The following is a 16765-nucleotide window of genomic DNA, read 5'->3' as shown; positions in this document are numbered from 1 at the left end:
AATCAGGAGAATCGGAAAGGTGGCCGCTGCGACGAATTCGGTCAGCAGTCTCCGGGCAACACGAATCTGCGCCATGATCAATATTTTCGCACAGTTCGGATCGGTCGGGCGGTAGATCCAGGTCTACCTCCGAGAGCAGTGCAGGCTCCCGTGCACTCCACTGCCCGGCCCTGCTTTCCTTGATTCATGCCATTTTCCACTACCACTGCCACTACCACTCCCGTGCCGTGCATTCGTCTGCACGGCCTTCGGACGGAATTCCCCGTTCCCGGCCGCCGGGGCGAGACGACGCGCGTCCTACACGACATCGACCTGGAGATTCCCGAAGGCCGGCTGACCGCCGTCGTCGGCCCCTCCGGTTCGGGCAAGTCGACGCTCCTGCTCTGCACGGCCGGGCTGGAGCCGGCGACCGCGGGGTCCGTCGAGATCCTCGGGACGGACGTCCGCTCGCTCAGCCCCCGCAAGCAGGCCGCGTTCCGCAGCGAGAACATCGGCTTCGTCTTCCAGGAGTACAACCTCGTCAGCTCGCTGACGGTCGAGGACAACATCGCCCTGCCGGCGCGGCTCGCCGGCCGCCGGGTGCCCAGGGCTCGGGTCGAGGACGCCATGGCGCGGCTCGGCATCGCCAAGCACGCGCGGCGACGCCCCGACCGCCTCTCCGGCGGCGAGCGCCAGCGCGTCGCGGTGGCCCGGGTGCTGGCGAACCGGCCGCGGATCGTCTTCGCCGACGAGCCGACGGGTGCGCTCGACCTCAAGTCGGGTCATGTGGTGCTCGACTGGCTGCAGGCGCTCCCCGCGCAGGGGAGCACCGTCCTCATGGTCACCCACGACCCCCATGCGGCCGCGCGGGCCGACCAGGTCGTGGTGATGGGGTCCGGGCGGGTACACGCCGTCATCCCCGGTGGCGACTCCCGCGCGGTGGGCGACGCCGTCCTCGCCGCGCAGTCGGCGGACGAGGCGGGCGGGGAGCAGTCGTGATCCGGCTCGTGCTGTCGGACATCCGCCGGCAGGCGTCGATGTGGTGGTGGACGCTCCTGTGCGCCACGGTCGGCGCGGCGTGCTCGGCGGGCTCGGCCATCGCGATGTTCACCGCCGTCTCGGCGGCGCGGGCGGCGGGTGACGCACGGATGGTCTCCGCGTCGATCGCCCTCGGCGGCAACATCGTCTTCTTCACCGTGCTCGCCGCCGTGGGCATCGTCGCCTCCGCGGTCGGTCTGACGCTGACGACCCAGCGGCGCGAGCACGCCCTGTGGGTGATCCTCGGGATTCCGCGCCACCGGGTCAGGTTCGTCCTGCGGACGGAGACGGTGGTGCTGGGCGCGGTGGCCGGCGCGCTGGCCGCACCGCTCGCCCTGCTGGTCGCGGGTGTCACCCTCGCGCAGTGGAAGGGGACGGGTCTCGAACTGCACGGGGCCTCGGTCGGGTTCCGGTTCTGGTACGTCGGCGTGAGCGTGCTGTGCGGACTGGTTCCGTGCCTGCTCGGCGGCTGGGGCGTCACCCGGCGGGCCGCCAGGACACCGGAGATGCACGCCTTCCGGGACGTCTCCGATCCCCCGGCGCGGCCCGGCGTCGCCCGCGGCGGCCTCGCCCTGTGCCTGCTCGCCGGCGTGGTCGGGATGTGGATCCCCGGCCTGGGCCTCGACCTCAAGGGCGGGCTCGCCCAGCGGACGGCCTTCGCGTTCGCCGGGAACCTCTTCCTCGTCTGCCTGCTGCTGCTGATGGGGCCGTGGGTGCTCACCCCGCTGATGAAGCTCTGGACGGCGCTGGTGCCCTCGCGCGGCGTCGCCTGGCACCTTGCCGTGCAGTCGTGCCGGGCCCGCGCGGCGAGGAGCGTCACCACGGTGCTGCCCTTCGCGCTCTCCCTGTCGTTCGTCGGCCTCTTCCTGGTGATGGGGGAGGTCATGCCCGGAGGCAGCGCCGGGCTGGACGACATCCTGGTCGTGCTGGGCTGGGTCTTCGTCGTGTCCTGGGTCGGGGGCCTCGCCGTGATCGCCCTCGTCGGGCGGGAGCGCGCCCGTGACTCCGCCGTCGTGACGGTGGCCGGTGCGCGGCCGGGCGTGGTCACCCGGTCGATGGTCTACGAGGGGGCGATCTACGCGGGGACGGCGATCGTCTTCGGCGCGCTGTTCGTCGCCGTGTCGAGCCTCACCATCGCCCTGGGCGCCCGGACCGACGTCGTCCGCGTCCTGGCGGGCCTCCCCTGGGCCACCCTCGGGGCACTCGCCGCCGGGACGCTGGTCACCACCTGCCTCGCGCTGGTCCTGCAGGCGGCCCGGGCGTCGCGCACGGTCGCGGTCCGGGCCCTGCGCTCGTGAACCGACGTACGGGAACAGCCGCAACGGCAGCATCGCCCTCGGCCAGGGCCGGAAGCGCTCGATCGAGCGCGAAAGTCGAACAGGAAAGAACGAATAACGAATGTCGAGCAACTCCCCCGCCGGAACCAGGACACCTCGGGCACGGCGGCGTACCGCCCTGGCGCTGGCCGCCTCGATGACGGCCGCCGTGGCGATGACGGCGTGCTCCCCCGACACCACGGACAACCCAGCCGCTCCGGCACCGGGTGCCACACGGGTGAGCGCCGATCTGCAGAGGCTCATGAGTACCGCGCCGTGGTCGTCGGGCCAGTGGGGCCTGCAGGTCGCCGATCTGCAAACGGGGAAGGTCGTCCAATCCAAGGGCGCCGACTCCCAGTTCATGACCGGTTCGACGGCCAAGACCTTCGCGGTCAGCGCTGCGCTCGACGTCCTGGGTGACGACCACCGCTTCCGTACACCCGTGGTGCACTCGGGTACGGTCTCCGCGGACGGTCGGCTCTCCGGCGACCTCATCCTGGTCGGGAGCGGCGATCTGGCACTCGGCGGGCGGACCACCCCGTCAGGCGGACTGGACGTCCCCGACTTCGACCACTACGACGCCAACGCCGTCCCCGGCATGGCGACCGTCACCGGAGAGGATCCGCTGGCGGGTGTCGACGAACTGGCCCGACAGGTCGCGGCCAGTGGAGTCCGCCACGTCGACGGCGACGTGGTGATCGACAACCGGCTCTGGGACCCGGTGTCGATCGGCGGGCTGCCGGTCACCCCGACCGTCGTCAACGACAACCTGATCGACGTGCTCATCACGCCGGGCGCACCCGGCGAGCCGGCCAAGGCCGACTGGCGCCCGAAGACGGCCGCCTTCGACGTCGACGCGCAGGTGACGACCACACCCGCCGGAACGAAGCCGACGGTGACGACCGAAAGCGTGAGCCCCGGTCACATCCGGGTCCGAGGCTCCGTCCCCGCGGACGCGAAGGCCCCCTTCGTGACGACCTACCAGGTCCCCGACCCGGCGGCGTTCGCCCGCACCGTCCTCATCGAGGCACTCGCCAGAAACGGCGTCAGCGTATCCGCCCCCTCGCTGGGAGCTAACCCCGACGGCAGGCTTCCTCCGCCGGCGGGAGTGAACTCGCTGCCCGTATCGGCGACCTACACCTCTCCGCCCTTCAAGGAGTACGCGAAGCTGATCAACAAGGTCAGCCACAATCTCGGGGCGAACCTCCTGCCGCCGCTGATGGCGGCACACAACGGGCAACGAACCTACGCGGACGGCATGCGGATCGAGAAGGACTTCCTCACCCGCTCAGGTGTGGATCCGCATGCGGTGAGCCTCGTCGATGCCCAGGGCCTCCCCGACGACAAGGCGACACCGACCGCCCAGGTGGCGCTGCTGCGGCACCTGGCACGACAGGACGACTTCGACGTCTTCTACGACTCCATGCCGAGCATGGGCGTCGACGGTTCGCTCGCCGACGTCATCGAGCACACCGATCCCGCCGCAGGACACATCCGCGCGAAGACCGGCACCCTGGTCAGCTCCTACCAGGGCAAGCTGGCCCTCGGCACGAAGGCGCTCGCCGGCTACATCGACGCGAAGGACGGCCACCGCTACGCCTTCGCGATCTACGTGAACAACATCCCGGTGCCCAGCGACTCCGTGAGCGACGCCATCGACCTCGCGCTCAGGGCCAACAAGCACCTGGGAGCGATGGCCGCCGCCATCTACCAGTCGCCCAAGGCGTGAAGGCCATCCCGACCCCCGGGCCGGGCGTCTTTGTCAGTGGCCACCCCTACGGTTCTCCCATGCGTGTTCAGCAGCCGTCGCACACGAAGGGCACTCCGATGGGCCAGGCAGAGGACGTCCGGGAGGCGTGGGCCCGGGTGGCCACATGGATCGAGCGGAACGACCCCGAGGTCTTCGCCACCCTCGGCGGTCCGGGGAACCAGGAGGCCATCGACCGGGCCGAACTCCACATGGGCCTGGAACTGCCGTCGCAGGTACGGCAGTGGCTCCTGGCGCACGACGTGGATGCCGACGAGCGCACCGATCGCCGGGAGACCCTGGTGCAGCGGGGGTGCGACGTGCCCCTGCCCGGCGGGTACCACCTCCTGCTCGGCCTGGAGGACATCCAGCGGGTCTACCTCCGGCAGCTGGCCTTGGAGAGGACGGACCCGCCGGAGGACCCCGACTACCCGCTCTGGCGCCAGGAGTGGCTGCCGATCGCCGCCGAGCGCGACGGCTTCTACGGGACGTTCCTGGACACGACCAACGGGACGATCGGAACGTGGGCCGAGGCGTCCATGCCGGAGGAAGGGGTGTACGCCTCGCTGTCCGCCTACTTCCACCAGGCGGCGGATCTACTGGAAGGCGTCAGCACCGGAGACTGGAGCGGCCCCGGCGCACCCGCCCGTCCCCTCAAGCACGACGAACCCCGCCCCGAGGACGAGGCGATACGCCGATGGGCCCACACCCACGGCCTCATCGTGAACGACCGCGGACGGATCCCCGCATCCACCCGCGAGGCCTACGAGGCCTCAGGGGGTTCCGCAGGGACACCGCACTGACCGTCGGTCCTGCGAGACCGCCACCTCAAGGACGGCGGTGTCCGCCATGCCGTACTCGCCATCGCCCGACCTCACGACCTCCCCCGCACCAGCCGGCACGGACACCGGCCGTGGAAGACATTCCCTGGTTCGAACACGAGACGGACGAACTAACACCCGTCCAGCAGGAATTCGCAGCTGTCGTTTGGAGTCTGGACCAAGACCTCCACCGACCCTCAGCTCTGCGCGGCGATCGTCGATCAGCCGACCCTCAACGGCACAACCATCGAGACCGGCACCGAGTCATACCGCCTCGCGCAGACCGGGGCAACGCAGCAGTCAGGGCAGCGAAAATCTCCCGGCCATCAACGCATTCCGTGGCAGGCTGGGGGCATGGCGCCCCTGGACGATCAAGAACTGAGCACCGCGATTCAGGATGCGGACTCGCCGGCCTGGTCCGTCCGCGGGGCGGCTGGGCGGCAGCTCGCGGGTTCGGACAGGACCGAGGAAGCGGCGGACGTCATCCACCGCCTTCTCCTGGACGCCCAGGACACTTGGGTCACCCAGGAAACGGCCGAGGCATTGCTCGAACGCAAAGACACCATCGGCCTGCGCCACGTCCTGCTGGCCTACAGCCAGGCGGGCAACTACGACTCGGTGGACCATCTCGGTGCTGCCCTGGACTGCAACCCCGAATGGATGACGACCGAAGGCGCGGACCGGCTGATCAAGCAGTACCGAGAGCTGGCAACGGACCCCGACGCCGGGGTCCGCAGCGAAGCCCAACAGATCCTGGCGAAGCTGCGGCCCCGCGAGGATTGGGCGCGCGACTCAGAGGCCGACTCCTGACTCTCCATCAATCAGGTTCGGCTGGGGCCGCACGAAGCCCGATGCCCACGCTTGCGCTTACACATCAGGCGGCCCTGCTCCATCACCGCATCCCGATGTCATACGGGGACGCGGACCCGCCGTGGTCGTCGTCGCGCCCCACGTCACACACGCACCTGGCATGAACTGCGCCAGGCTCCCGGCGCCGACCGGACTGCCGGTATCAACACGGAAGCCGCTCTCCGATGCGCCCCCTGCCCGGTACCACGTCACATCGAAGTTGTCCGGGGGAGGCCGGGGTGCGCCAGGCCTCCCCCGCCCTTATGCGGCGGGCCAGTTGTGGTGCGCCAGGCCGCCGAGGTTGAGCTTGCTGCTGGGGGCGTGCCACCGGCCGTAGCCGTAGGGGTCGCCGCGCTGGGACAGCAGGATCTTTCCGTCGGGGGTGCGGGCGATCACGTGGACGTCGACCACCGGCGGCGGGGTGGTTGTGCTGCTACTCATGCTCTCTCACTTCCCTGTGGGGTTTTGGTGTCCGGCGTGGTCGTGCTGGGTGAGGTCATGGCACTCCTGCCGTAGGGGTACGGGTGTCGTGGAGTCGGGGCTGCGCGTCGAGGGCGTCGTACGAGCTGGCTGGGTGACGCGGAAGTACCGGTGCCCCCAGTGTCCGTGCTCGGTCTGCGGACGGGGCCAGCTCTCGGCGGATCACCCGAGCGGGTGACGGTGGAGGGGTCGGACGCCCTTCCGGGCGCGCTGTCGGCAGTCGCGCGGAACCAGCAGGGCCGGTCCCCTGCCAATGGGGCGGGCGGCGGGATCAGGGGATCAGGGGATCAGGGGGATCAGCAGAGCGAGTACCTGTTGCCGGAGGTCTTCGACGTCCCGTCGGCTGGGTGCCTCGATGGTGAGGCGCAGGACGGGGTAGACGTTGGAGGGGCGGAGGTTGAACCAAGTGGCGGGACCGTAGGTGACGGTCGGTCCGTCGAGGTGGTCTCCCTGGTGGGCAAAGTGGCCTTTCACGGTTTCGAGCGTGGCTTGGGGGTCGGGCACGGTCAGGTTGATCTCGCCGGAGGTCACGTACCTGGTGAACGGGCTCAGCAGGCGGGAGGCGGGCAGGGGTTGGTGTCCGAGGGCTGCGATGGTGTGGAGGGCGGCGAGGGGGCCGGAGTCGGCGTGCCAGAAGTCGCCGAAGTAGTAGTGTCCGCTGCTCTCCCCGCCGAGGGCGGCTCCGGTGGCGAGCATGGCGTGCTTGAGGTGGGAGTGGCCGACGCGGGATCGGATGAGTCGGCCGCCGTGTTCGTGGATCATCTCGCGGGTGCCGGCGGAGGTGAGGACGTCGTGGGCGATGGTGGCGCCGGGATGGTGGGTGAGGTAGCGGGTGGCGAGGAGGGCGCAGGGCGGGACGGGTCGGGCAGGTGTGCCCGGCCATCCCGTTGCCCGCGTCGACGGCGATTCGCAGCGGGCGGATGTGGTCGGTGTCGGTGAGAGCGCGCAGGTGCCGCAGGTACGGGGTGGTGATGTCGAGGGGGCGGGTTGCGCCGTACAGGTCGGGGAGTCGGTCGGGGAATCCTGTGTGGATGAGGGTGTGGAGGTCTTCGAGGCCGCTGTCGCGGGCGACGGGTTCGGCGCCGGGCCGGCAGAGCTTGGTGCCGTTGTCGGTGGCCGGGTTGTGGCTGGCGGTGATGACGGCGGCGTGTCGGTGGAGTGCGCCGGAGGCGAAGTAGACCTGGTCGGTCGCGGCCAGGCCGAGCCACAGGACGGTGGTGCCTTGGGCGCGGGCGCCGTCGGCGAACGCGGTGGCGAGGGCGGGCGAGGTGGGGCGCATGTCGTGGCCGACGACGATCTTGTGCGCGCCGGTGAGGAGGGCGAAGGCCTGCCCGACGGTGCGGGCGAAGGCGGGGGTGACGTCGGCGACGGGACCCCGGATGTCGTACGTCTTGATGGCCGGGTGGCAGGTGTCGATCAACTGTTCCTCCGGTGAAGGGACTTGGCGGTGTCCGACCGCTCGGTTCCCGGGCGTGCCGCAGTCCGGCTGGGTAAAGATGGTGGCGAGCCGTAGGTGGTCAGCGAGGATGGGAGCGCGTGTGAGCGAGGACGCGAAGGCGGTTGCGGCCGGGCACTCGGAGGTGCGGCCGGGGTACGTACGGGCGGTGTGGCCGATGGGGGCGGGTGCACTGATCCGGGACGGCCTGGGGCGGGTGCTGCTGGTGAACCCGACCTACCACGCGGACCGGTGGCTGATGGCCGGAGGCGGACTGGACCGGGACGGGCTGAGCCCGAGGCAGACGCTGGCGCGGGAGCTGCGGGAGGAGCTGGGGCTGGACCTTCCGGTGGGTCGGCTGCTGGTGGTCGACTGGATCCCGGAGGAGGGACGGTTCTTCGAAGAGACGATCTACGTCTTCGACTGCGGGGTGCTGGACGAGCATGCGCAGGCCGCGGTGCGGCTGCCGGAGAAGGAGTTGTCCGGGTTCGGGTTCTTCGACGTAGAGGAGGCCTGCAAGCGGCTGGCCGATCATGACGCCCGTCGACTGCGGGAGGCGTACGCGGCGCTGGAACGCGGGACGGGCTCGGTGTACCTGGAGTCCGGGCGCGTCCCGCGCTGAGCTGCCTGGCCGGTTAGAGGGTGATGCCCGCGCGGTCGATCACCAGGGTGGCGAAGTGGCGGGCGGCGTCCGGTTTCCCGAGGGCCGCGGAGCGGGCGGCGGCCGGCCAACACCAAACATCGGCACCGCTGGACACGCGTGGGATGTTCACGCCATCAGCAGAGAACACAGAGCAACTGCCAAGAAGGACCCAAGCGGGGTCTGTGGATAGCGAAGGGCCTCACACTCCGGTGTGGGGCCCTTCGTAGATTTCGCGCGCGTCGATCACCTGCGAAGCCATCACATCACTGTCTCAGCGTTACATCAGCAGAGACAGCATCGACTCCTTCTCGTGGGAGCCTGCCTGCGTCCAGATCCACTTGCGGGCGGTCCACGGGCGAGGGTCGGAGCCGGCCATGCCTCGGAGGCAGGCCAATCGGTGGTCGGCCTCGGCTCGGGCCTCTGTGCTGGCGGGGGCGTGGCGCAGGGCGAACAGGGTGGCGCACAGGGAGCGGACGTCACTGATGAGCCGGTATCCGGACCAGCTGGTGACGTCGTTGCCGTAAACCAGATGGAAGGCCGTGTAGTCGTCCGGGTCGGCGCCGAAGACATCGCGGTGCCAGGCGGCGGTGGCCAGGTCCCATTCGGGGTGCCCGATCGAGAGCCGTTCCAGGTCGATCAGGTGCGGCCCGGTGGTGGTGTACATGGTGTTGCCGGGGCCGGCGTCTCCGTGGATGACGCAGGTGGAAGTTGGCCAGTCCAGGGTGAGCCACTGCTCACGGAGTCGGGCCGCGTGCTCGGTGAGCCAGGCCTTCGCTCCGGGGGTGGTGCGGGCAGCGGCGATCTGGGCGCGGAAGCGGGCGAAGGGATTGTACGAGGGCAGGGTGAAGTCGGTGGGTGTCGGAAGACGGTGGAGATCGCGCAGGATCCTGGCAGCCTGCGCCGGGTTGGCGGGACCGCCGGCGCCGAGGTCTGACCAGAATGTGACGGGGCGTCCGGCAGCCGTAACGGGTGCGGGTCGGCGCGGTAGGGGGACGGGGATGTGGTTGCCGTACAGCCAGTAAGCGCCACGGATCTCGTTGAGTGCGCTGGTCTCGGTTCCGGGCTGGTGGATCCGGGCGACGATGCCGCCCGGCAGGCGCCAGATGCCATTGTCCAGTGCGCGAATCAGCAGGGCACCGGTGGCGTCGATGCCGGTCTGAGCGCAAGCGTCCATCAGGGCCCGCTGTGTCGCCTCGCCGCTGAACGTGACGGTGGTGGCCATCAGGTGCTTCTCCTGATCGGGTGGTCGTCGGATGCATGGCCTGGGACCCACGCTGTGTCACAGGCGATCGGCGGCCGGACGCGGGACGCGGACGATCCGGCGTTGACCGCGGAGGATTTCCGCGCCCGGCGCGGTCGGGAGGAGCTCGACTCTGCGGGTGTCAGAAGTGCTCGGGAAGCCATGGTTCCTGGCCGCTGGTGGCCCGCACGAGCGTGGTCAGCGCCTTCTCGCAGCGGGTGCGGACGCCGGACAGGCGGGCCGCGGCGGGGCTGCGGTAGCCGCCTGCGTACCAGACGGCGAACTGGCCTCGGGTGAACGCCACGGCGCCGTCAGTGCGTACCGGTGTGAGGTCGGCCGACCCCGCGCAGATCCGCAGCAGGTAGCGGTGGCTGGAGCCGGGCCGCTCGTCGCCGATCTCCACCGGGATCTCCAGGTCGAGGTCGGCCGGCCACCCGCGCAGCCGCAGGGCGGCCTGGACGTCGAGGATGCGCAGCATCCAGGGGTGCCAGGCGTCGGCGACCACCCGGTGGCGGTGGAGGTTGTGCAGCAGCAGCGGGTAGGGCGGCAGCGCGCCGCGCCGGAACTGCACGGTCTGGGCGCGGCTGTTGTGCCGGCCCAGGAAGGCCAGCATCGCGGCCGCGCAGTCCGGGTCGGAGGACCAGAAGTCGTGGACCACCAGCTCCATGCCGTGCCGGTCGCCGCGCTTGGTCGTGAGCGAGACCCAGCCTGCCACCGGTTCGCCGGGGCGGGTGAAGCGGTAGGTGGTCAGCGCGTTCTTCGCGGTCGTCCACGTCGACCACCAGTCGGGGCGCTGGACGGGGCCGTTCCACTGCCGGGCGAGTTCCTGCTGGAGGTCGAGGGCGTCCTTGGTGAGGCCGTGCTCGATGTCGAGGTCCCCGGTGGGGAAGGAGCGCTTGAGGTCGTCGGAGCTGACCGCCCAGCCGAACACCGGGACGGGAGCCTCCCAACCCATGCGGCGCGCGTAGCCGTTGGAGATCGTGGAGATGGTGGAGATCACGGCGCCGCGCTCGCGCAGGGGCCGCAGCCGCTCGTGGACCATGCGGGCCGCGAGGCGGGCGCCGCGTTCCTCCGGGGCCACGCTCCCGACGGCCAGGCACGCGGTGGGCACCGCGGTGCCGCCGAAGAACTGGGAGGTGAGGATGCCCAGGCCTCCCGCGACGACCCGGCCGGCGCGCACGGCGACACGGACGTCGGCGTGGCCGCGCAGGTGGGTGATGTCGCCGACCGGGTGACCGAAGGAGCGGGCGGCCAGCTCGTCGTACTCCTGGGTGAGGTCGTCGTCGGCCTGCACGAAGGCGATGTCGTCCTCCATGGCGGCGCCTCCTAGTAGTTGGCCGGGCCACGGACGGCGTCCGGGTCGGTGGGCACGAGGAAGGTCCGGGTGAAGGCGACGACCCGCTTGCCGTCCTGGTTGAGACCCAAGGTGCGGCAGGTCACGATGCCCTCGCCTGGGCGGCTCTCGGACAGGCGGCGGCCGATCACCTCGGTCTCGGCGTAGAGGGTGTCGCCGACGAAGACGGGGTTCTCGAAGCGCACGTCGTCCAGGCCGAGGTTGGCCGGGGTCAGGCCGCTGACCGCCCGCACCGTCATCCCGGCCACGTAGGTGAGCGTGACGCCACTGCACACCAGGATCCGGCCCCACGGGGTCTTGGCGGCGTAGTGGGCGTCCAGGTGGATCGGTGCGGTGTTCCCGGACAGCGAGGTGATCAGCGTGTTGTCGGTGTCGGTGATGGTGCGGCCGGGCCGGTGCTCGATGACGAGGCCTTCGGTGAGGTCGTGGTAGCCGGGGCCGACGACCTCGCGGATGCGGTGGGCGTCGATCTCGCGGTAGCCGGGCGGCAGGGAGGCGGTGCTCACCGGGACGACTCCTCTCGGGTGCCGGCCGCCTCCAGGACGGAGCGGGCCATGGTGAAGAACGGGCGGCCGACCATCTGGCCGCCGACGGAGGTGATGTTGTTGCCGCTGTCCTGGGCGGCGGCGACGACCGCGCGGGCGTGGGCGATCTCCTCCTGCGAGGGCGTGAACAGCTCGGTGATGACCGGGAGCTGCCCGGTGTGGATGGCGCCCTTGCCGTGGAAGCCGAGCGCCTTGGCGCGTTCGGCTTCCACCCGCAGGCCGTCCGGGTCGTCCATCTGGAAGTAGGGCGAGTCGATCGCGGCCAGGCCGGCGGAGGCCGCGCTGTTGGCGACGACGGAGCGGGCGTGGAGCATCGGCTCCCAGCCCATCCCGCAGCCGAGGGCGGCGGCGTAGTCCGCGGTGCCGAACACCAGCCCGGAGATCCTGGGCGCCCTCACGATCGAGGGGAGCTTCTCGATGGCGCGGGGCGTCTCGATCAGCGCGAACAGGAAGGGCCGGTAGTCGGCGGTGTCCAGGACGCCGGCCACCAGCTCGATGTCCCGCGCGGACTCGACCTTCGGCACGAGCACGACGGCGGGCTTGGCGCCCCAGCCGGACATGGCGGCCAGGTCCTTGATCCCGTCGAGGAGCACGGGGGCGTTCATCCGCACGCCGAGCAGGCACGGGCTCGTGGCCTGGTTGTCGAAGAACCGCTCGGCGATCGTGCGGGCGTGCTGCTTCTTGGCGGGGGCGACGGAGTCCTCGAGGTCGACCAGGGCGACGTGGGCGCCGCTGGTCTTCGCGGTGTCGTACCGGTTGACGGCCGGCGCCGGGACGCTGATCCAGGCCCAGGTGGACCGCAGGAGCAGAGTGCTCATGGCCGCGGTCACCGGCCCTGGCGCTTGGACGCGACCAGCTGCACGAGGCCGACGAGCGTGCGGGCGTCGGTGATCTCGTCCTCGGTGACCTTGGTGCCCAGGTTCTCCGAGAGCATCACGGCCAGCTCGATGACGGACAGGGAGTCCAGGCCGATCGCCGCAAGGGTGGCGTCGGCGGCCAGCGCGTCGGGGTTGACCCGCAGCTCGCACACCAGGAGGTCTTCGAGGTCGGGGTCGATCACGGGGGCGGCGGGGTTCTCGTTCACGGTCTGCTCCTTCACGCGGCGGGCGGCTTGGGGGATGAGGTCTTCCTGACCGGCGATCACGTGGCGCCGGCCGAGTTCGTCGAACAGGTCGCCGGGGTCGACGCCCTCGGCGGCCGCGACCTTGAGGACGCTGTTCTTGAATCCGGAGAACACTCCGGCGCGGCCGCTCATCACGGCGACCGAGTCGGTGTAGGGCGGGGCGCTCATCAACCGGTGCTCGGCGACGTCGGCTGCGGCCAGGACCTTCTTCACGTCGATGCCGGTGGGGTGGCCCAGGCGTTCGAGGACGGCGACGAGGACTTCCAGCTGGGTGTTGCCGGCCCCGGCACCGAAACCCCGCGCGCAGGCGTCGATGATTCGGGCGCCGGCCTTCACGGCGGCGACCGAATTGGCGACGGCCATGCCGAGGTTGTTGTGCCCGAGGAAGATCACCGGCACGTCGACGGCCTCGGTGATCGCGGTGATCCGCGCCGCGACGTCCTCGGGCAGGAAGTACCCGGCGGAGTCGAAGATCCCCACCGCAGTCGCGCCGAAGCTGGCCATCAGGGCGCACTGCTCGGCGAGCCGGCCGGGGCTGGCCATGTGGCTCATCATCAGGACGCCCTGGCCTTCGCCTCCGTGTTCGGCGACGAAGCCGAGGTGGCGTTCGGTGACGTCGGCCTCGGTGCAGTGCGCGGCGATCCGGAACACCTGCGCGCCATGCCGCAACGCGCCGCGCAGGTCGTCGCTGGTGCCCCAGCCGGGGCCCATGAACACGCCCATCCGGGCGCGGGTCAGGGCCTCACGGACGGCGGCCAGCATCTGGGAGTCGGTGAGTTTGGCGCGGCCGATCTGGAGCGAGGAGGCGCCGAGACCGTTGCCGTGGCCGACCTCGACCACGGGCACGCCGGCCCGGTCGGCGGCCGCCGCGTAGTCGCGCAGCTGGTCGGCGTCGAGCTGGTGCCCGACGGCGTGGTGGCCGTCGCGCAGGGTCGGGTCGTGGACCAGCACGGCGGGCATGGACGTGGTCATGCTCGGGTTCCTTCCGTGAGCAGGGAGGTGGCGCGCAGGTCGGCCAGATGGATTGCCGCGGCGTTGATGATGTCGAGGTTCCCGGCGTGCTCGGGCAGGCGGCCGCCGCTCGCGGACACCTCGACGGTGACGCCGATGCTCTCGCGGGTCGCCTCGAAGTCGGTCACCCGGTAGCCGGGCGCGAACCGGCGTACCTGGGCGGCGGCGGCCTCGACGAGGTCGCGCACCACGTGCGGGTCGACGTCCGGGGCCAGGACCGTCATGTGGACGCGGAACGGCGGCGGCGGCAGGGCGGGGGTGACGTTGACCATCACCTTCGCCTCCGGTGTCCCGGTGAAGGCGCGCACGGCGTCCTGCGTGGTCGCGATGTACTCGTCCAGGTTCAGGCGGGTCGCGCGCCCCGCGCTGCGGCTGGCGCCGGTGCACACCACCTCCACGAAGGCGGGCGTCCGGTGCCGGGCGAGGGCGTGCAGGACGGGGACGGCCGCCTGGCCACCGCAGCTGATCAGGCTGATGTGCCGGTCGGTCAGTGCCTGGGCACCGTTGACGGTGGGCACCGCCGGGGTGCTGCTGTTGTGCGGGGTGAGGTCGATGCACACGGCCCCGGTGGGCTCCAGCAGCCGCCAGTACTCGGCGTGGGAGTCGGCGTTGGACGCGTCGAAGACCAGGTCGAAGGTCTTCCCGGAGTCCAGCAGGGCCGCCGCGCCGCCGTCCGTGGTGGCAAGGCCCATCTCGGCGGCCCGCGCCAGCCCGATGCTCGGGCTGCGGCCGACGACGAGGCCGCAGTCCAGGTACGGAGACCGGTGGATCTTGTGCAGCAGGTCGACGCCGATGAGACCGGCCCCGAGGACGGCGACGTTCAGCACGGGGTGCTCGGACATGCTTCTCCCCAGAGGAGAACGAGGGTGGACGGGATCGCGGGCGTCACAACGCCCGGAAGCAGACCGGGGCAAGGCCGGCGCAGGAGGCGCTGACCGTCGTCGCGGCGGTGAGGGGGATGCTGGCGTGCACCGAGCCGGGCAGGACCACGTCCCCGGCGCGCAGGGCGCCTCCGAGGGTGGCCAGGCGCCGGGCGAGCCACAGCAGGGGGCGGAGCGGGTCCCCGAGGACGTCGCGGCCGTGGCCGGCCGCGGCGTGCTCGCCGTCGACGCGGACCTCGACGAGAGCGGCGCCGAGGTCCGGCAGGTCTTCGGCGGGCGACGCGGGCCCGAGAACGAAGCGGGCGGCGGAGGCGTTGTCGGCGACGCTGTCCTCGAGGCCGATCCGCCAGTCGCCGTAGCGGGTGTCGATGACCTCCAGGGCCAGGAACACCTCGGACACCGCGGCCTGGGCGGCGCCGAGGCCGATGTCGTCCCCGGTGAGGTCGGTGCCGAGCCGGAAGGCGATCTCCGCTTCGACGCGGGGGGCGATCAGCCGCGTGGTGGAGAGTCCGCCCCCACAGGCGACTTCCATGTCGGCGAGCAGGACGCCGGAGTCGGGCTCGCTGACGCCCATCTGCTGCTGCATGGCGACCGAGGTCAGGCCGATCTTGTGCCCGACCGGCCTGCCACCGGCGGCGGTCCGCAGGGCCGTGCCGTGCTGCTGGATGCGGTACGCCGTTTCCAGCGTCAGGCCAGGGAGCTGCCGGGCCATCGGGAAGGTCGGAAAAACGGAGAGCTCGGCGGCACGCAGTTCACGCGCCGCCGCCTCCTCCGTGGTGGTCGCGCTGGCCGGGCCGGGCTCACTCATCGGTCCTCCCGGACCGCTGGACGGCGTAGTGCTCCAGCAGGGGCGCCAGGTAGTCGACGTGCTCCCCGTCAAGCCGGGCCAGGTCGCCGGGACAGGCCAGCAGGGCGAGCTGGTCCAGCTCGGCGGCGCGGCCCTGCGCGACCTCGGCGTCTACCAGGGTGGCGTACCCGCCGAGGAGACCCTGCTCGGGCAGCGGCGGCGCGAGGTAGTGCACGCCGACGTTGCCGTGCTCCCCGACGGTGACCGCCAGTCGCACGAGCCCGTCCGGAGCCGTGTCGAAACCGACTTCCTCGGCGAGCTCCTTCGCGGCCTGGCGCCGCAGCTCGCCCTCGTCCAGGACCCGGTCCTGGAGCGGGGGTTCGACGTTGCCGCCCGGCAGCTGCCAGCGCCCCGGTGCGGCGGTCGAGGCGGACATCCGCCCGACGACGATCCGGCCGTCCTGAACGGGCTGGGCCACGGTCACGAACACCGACGAGACGAGCGGGGCGCCGGGCACCCGCCGCAACGCGAAGCGCCGGTAGGTGGTCCGCGCCCAGGACAGCCGCACCGCGGGACCGTCCGCTTCCAGGGCCGTGCACACCACGGCCGGACCGTCGAACAGCGAGGGCTGTGCGCTCACCGCCTTCTCCCAGACGCGGTCCACGGCCGCCTGGTGTTCGGCGGCCAGCGCGGGGACGGGGGCCTCTACGAGCAGGAGGGCGGCGGCGTCGAGGACCCGGACGGGCCGGACGCCGGCGGGGATGGTGGAGTAGGTGTTCAACTCGGTTTGTCCCTTCGGGTGTTCTGGGGCATCAAGGCCATGCTCCTGTCCAACATCGTTGCGGATCGGAAGGTGGTGGTGCCGGCCTCCTGAGGTGGTGACCGGCGGCCGGCACGGGTTTCGGTGAGCCGCGCGCTCGCGGCGACGTCGCGCAGTGGGTGCCCGGGGCTGCGCCAGAAGGTGACCGCGCGTCCGAGGGCGATCCGGACCTGGTCGTAGTACGGGGCCACGGCGGCGACCCGGTGCTCGTGGAGCAGCCGGGCGCCGCGCAGCAGGGCCCCTGCCTCGTCCGCGTCGGCATCCACGAGGGCGAGCGCGTTCGAGGCGGGCAACCACCAGGTGTGGTGCGGGTGTTCGCCGACCAGCTCGGCCTGGGCGGGGTTGTCGCCGGTGTCGGCGCAGACCTGGGTCAGGGCCGCGTAGGCGGACGCGACCTCGTACCTGCGGCCCTCACTGGTGATCCTGGTCAGCGTTCTGGTGCGCGGTCCGACGCTCACGGCGCAGTCCTCCGGTACGAAGTCGATGGGCGGATGGGGTGGTTACGCCGCCGGTATCCGGTCGAGCTCCGACTGCCGACCGGGCCGCACACCAGCAGCGGACCGGTGCCGCCCAACCCGCACGGCGGCGCCGGTGCACCCCACCACGACCTGCGACTCGACCTGCCTACCCGCGACCGATGCGGGGACGGGCCGCGCCGCATCGGGCAGGTCGAGTTCGGCCCACACCACCTTGCCG

The 16765-nt window shown here is 71.4% G+C and carries 19 protein-coding genes and 4 pseudogenes; 8 read left to right on the top strand and 15 right to left on the bottom strand.

Annotated elements, in window-relative coordinates; translation table 11 throughout:
* The first annotated feature begins 222 nt into the window (after nucleotides 1-222).
* From ACFXPX_RS20435 to ACFXPX_RS20405, 7 genes and pseudogenes are all read left to right on the top strand, one after another.
* On the top strand, nucleotides 223-978 hold the full coding sequence (locus ACFXPX_RS20435) for an ABC transporter ATP-binding protein (protein WP_380642602.1): 756 nt from the start codon (nucleotides 223-225) through the stop codon (nucleotides 976-978).
* Nucleotides 975-2315, top strand: coding sequence for an FtsX-like permease family protein (locus ACFXPX_RS20430; protein WP_380528837.1), 1341 nt, complete (start codon nucleotides 975-977; stop codon nucleotides 2313-2315). Before ACFXPX_RS20435 ends, ACFXPX_RS20430 begins: the two co-directional genes overlap by 4 nt.
* 280 nt (nucleotides 2316-2595) lie before the next feature.
* Entirely contained in the window at nucleotides 2596-4062 is a 1467-nt protein-coding gene (gene dacB, locus ACFXPX_RS20425) for a D-alanyl-D-alanine carboxypeptidase/D-alanyl-D-alanine-endopeptidase (RefSeq protein WP_380642601.1), read from the top strand.
* 59 nt (nucleotides 4063-4121) lie between these two features.
* Nucleotides 4122-4646 (top strand): annotated as a pseudogene (locus tag ACFXPX_RS20420) (SMI1/KNR4 family protein); the annotation flags it as partial.
* Nucleotides 4620-4883: a histone-like nucleoid-structuring protein Lsr2 gene (locus tag ACFXPX_RS20415; RefSeq protein ID WP_380642652.1), complete on the top strand. Its 264-nt coding sequence runs from the start codon at nucleotides 4620-4622 to the stop codon at nucleotides 4881-4883. The pseudogene ACFXPX_RS20420 and the gene ACFXPX_RS20415, both read left to right, overlap by 27 nt.
* Nucleotides 4884-5054: 171 nt before the next feature.
* A pseudogene (locus ACFXPX_RS20410) lies at nucleotides 5055-5198 on the top strand (AAA family ATPase); the annotation flags it as partial.
* A 57-nt stretch (nucleotides 5199-5255) separates the two neighbouring features.
* A complete protein-coding gene (locus ACFXPX_RS20405) occupies nucleotides 5256-5711 on the top strand; it encodes a hypothetical protein (protein ID WP_380642599.1) in 456 nt (151 codons plus the stop codon).
* Between the two features lie 300 nt (nucleotides 5712-6011).
* On the opposite strand, the gene ACFXPX_RS20400 is transcribed toward ACFXPX_RS20405, so the two are convergent.
* From ACFXPX_RS20400 to manB, 3 genes and pseudogenes are all read right to left on the bottom strand, one after another.
* Nucleotides 6012-6191, bottom strand: a complete 180-nt coding sequence (locus tag ACFXPX_RS20400) for a hypothetical protein (protein ID WP_380528832.1) — start codon at nucleotides 6189-6191, stop codon at nucleotides 6012-6014.
* Between the two features lie 318 nt (nucleotides 6192-6509).
* Nucleotides 6510-7031, bottom strand: coding sequence for a hypothetical protein (locus ACFXPX_RS20395; protein WP_380642650.1), 522 nt, complete (start codon nucleotides 7029-7031; stop codon nucleotides 6510-6512).
* A 319-nt stretch (nucleotides 7032-7350) separates the two neighbouring features.
* A pseudogene (gene manB, locus ACFXPX_RS20390) lies at nucleotides 7351-7650 on the bottom strand (phosphomannomutase/phosphoglucomutase); the annotation flags it as partial.
* A gap of 118 nt (nucleotides 7651-7768) precedes the next feature.
* Here manB and ACFXPX_RS20385 point away from each other — a divergent pair.
* Nucleotides 7769-8287, top strand: coding sequence for an NUDIX domain-containing protein (locus ACFXPX_RS20385; RefSeq protein ID WP_380642597.1), 519 nt, complete (start codon nucleotides 7769-7771; stop codon nucleotides 8285-8287).
* Nucleotides 8288-8300: 13 nt separating this feature from the next.
* On the opposite strand, the gene ACFXPX_RS20380 is transcribed toward ACFXPX_RS20385, so the two are convergent.
* The 12 genes and pseudogenes from ACFXPX_RS20380 to ACFXPX_RS20325 all read right to left on the bottom strand — a co-directional run.
* On the bottom strand, nucleotides 8301-8438 hold the full coding sequence (locus ACFXPX_RS20380) for a hypothetical protein (protein WP_380642595.1): 138 nt from the start codon (nucleotides 8436-8438) through the stop codon (nucleotides 8301-8303).
* Nucleotides 8439-8585: 147 nt separating this feature from the next.
* Nucleotides 8586-9530: a phosphotransferase family protein gene (locus tag ACFXPX_RS20375; RefSeq protein WP_380642593.1), complete on the bottom strand. Its 945-nt coding sequence runs from the start codon at nucleotides 9528-9530 to the stop codon at nucleotides 8586-8588.
* A gap of 160 nt (nucleotides 9531-9690) precedes the next feature.
* Complete coding sequence (eis, locus tag ACFXPX_RS20370; protein WP_380642591.1) at nucleotides 9691-10863, bottom strand: enhanced intracellular survival protein Eis; 1173 nt, start codon at nucleotides 10861-10863, stop codon at nucleotides 9691-9693.
* A gap of 11 nt (nucleotides 10864-10874) precedes the next feature.
* The gene (locus tag ACFXPX_RS20365) at nucleotides 10875-11408 is read right to left on the bottom strand and encodes a MaoC family dehydratase (RefSeq protein WP_380528828.1); all 534 of its coding nucleotides are present in this window, start codon (nucleotides 11406-11408) and stop codon (nucleotides 10875-10877) included.
* Nucleotides 11405-12265 (bottom strand): HpcH/HpaI aldolase/citrate lyase family protein, encoded by an 861-nt coding sequence (locus ACFXPX_RS20360; protein WP_380642589.1) that lies wholly within the window; start codon nucleotides 12263-12265, stop codon nucleotides 11405-11407. Before ACFXPX_RS20360 ends, ACFXPX_RS20365 begins: the two co-directional genes overlap by 4 nt.
* An 8-nt stretch (nucleotides 12266-12273) precedes the next feature.
* A complete protein-coding gene (locus ACFXPX_RS20355; RefSeq protein WP_380642648.1) occupies nucleotides 12274-12477 on the bottom strand; it encodes an acyl carrier protein in 204 nt (67 codons plus the stop codon).
* A gap of 63 nt (nucleotides 12478-12540) precedes the next feature.
* Nucleotides 12541-13530: pseudogene (gene dmpG / locus ACFXPX_RS20350) on the bottom strand (4-hydroxy-2-oxovalerate aldolase); the annotation flags it as partial.
* An 8-nt stretch (nucleotides 13531-13538) separates the two neighbouring features.
* Nucleotides 13539-14423: an acetylating acetaldehyde dehydrogenase gene (locus ACFXPX_RS20345; protein ID WP_380642587.1), complete on the bottom strand. Its 885-nt coding sequence runs from the start codon at nucleotides 14421-14423 to the stop codon at nucleotides 13539-13541.
* Nucleotides 14424-14466: 43 nt separating this feature from the next.
* Nucleotides 14467-15270 carry a 2-keto-4-pentenoate hydratase gene (locus ACFXPX_RS20340; RefSeq protein ID WP_380587995.1) on the bottom strand — a complete coding sequence of 268 codons (804 nt, stop codon included), beginning with the start codon at nucleotides 15268-15270 and terminating at the stop codon, nucleotides 14467-14469.
* Nucleotides 15263-16030, bottom strand: a complete 768-nt coding sequence (locus tag ACFXPX_RS20335) for an NUDIX hydrolase (RefSeq protein WP_380528820.1) — start codon at nucleotides 16028-16030, stop codon at nucleotides 15263-15265. The genes ACFXPX_RS20340 and ACFXPX_RS20335 overlap by 8 nt, the downstream gene beginning before the upstream one ends.
* Entirely contained in the window at nucleotides 16027-16527 is a 501-nt protein-coding gene (locus ACFXPX_RS20330; protein ID WP_380587992.1) for a hypothetical protein, read from the bottom strand. Before ACFXPX_RS20330 ends, ACFXPX_RS20335 begins: the two co-directional genes overlap by 4 nt.
* Before the next feature lie 42 nt (nucleotides 16528-16569).
* The coding region (locus ACFXPX_RS20325; RefSeq protein ID WP_380642585.1) for a hypothetical protein at nucleotides 16570-16765 on the bottom strand (196 nt) is incomplete at its 5' end.

The sequence above is a fragment of the Kitasatospora sp. NPDC059146 genome, assembly GCF_042786665.1.
GTDB lineage: Bacteria > Actinomycetota > Actinomycetes > Streptomycetales > Streptomycetaceae > Kitasatospora.
This window is presented reverse-complemented; position numbering and strand designations above follow the sequence as displayed.

What these genes read in the sequence shown, in the direction of transcription:
- ACFXPX_RS20345 (WP_380642587.1), bottom strand. Translation starts at nt 14,423, where the DNA reads ATGTCCGAGCACCCCGTGCTGAACGTCGCCGTCCTCGGGGCCGGTCTC.
- dacB (WP_380642601.1), top strand. Translation starts at nt 2,596, where the DNA reads ATGAGTACCGCGCCGTGGTCGTCGGGCCAGTGGGGCCTGCAGGTCGCC.
- eis (WP_380642591.1), bottom strand. Translation starts at nt 10,863, where the DNA reads ATGGAGGACGACATCGCCTTCGTGCAGGCCGACGACGACCTCACCCAG.
- ACFXPX_RS20400 (WP_380528832.1), bottom strand. Translation starts at nt 6,191, where the DNA reads ATGAGTAGCAGCACAACCACCCCGCCGCCGGTGGTCGACGTCCACGTG.
- ACFXPX_RS20360 (WP_380642589.1), bottom strand. Translation starts at nt 12,265, where the DNA reads ATGAGCACTCTGCTCCTGCGGTCCACCTGGGCCTGGATCAGCGTCCCG.
- ACFXPX_RS20405 (WP_380642599.1), top strand. Translation starts at nt 5,256, where the DNA reads ATGGCGCCCCTGGACGATCAAGAACTGAGCACCGCGATTCAGGATGCG.
- ACFXPX_RS20415 (WP_380642652.1), top strand. Translation starts at nt 4,620, where the DNA reads ATGCCGGAGGAAGGGGTGTACGCCTCGCTGTCCGCCTACTTCCACCAG.
- ACFXPX_RS20340 (WP_380587995.1), bottom strand. Translation starts at nt 15,270, where the DNA reads ATGAGTGAGCCCGGCCCGGCCAGCGCGACCACCACGGAGGAGGCGGCG.
- ACFXPX_RS20375 (WP_380642593.1), bottom strand. Translation starts at nt 9,530, where the DNA reads ATGGCCACCACCGTCACGTTCAGCGGCGAGGCGACACAGCGGGCCCTG.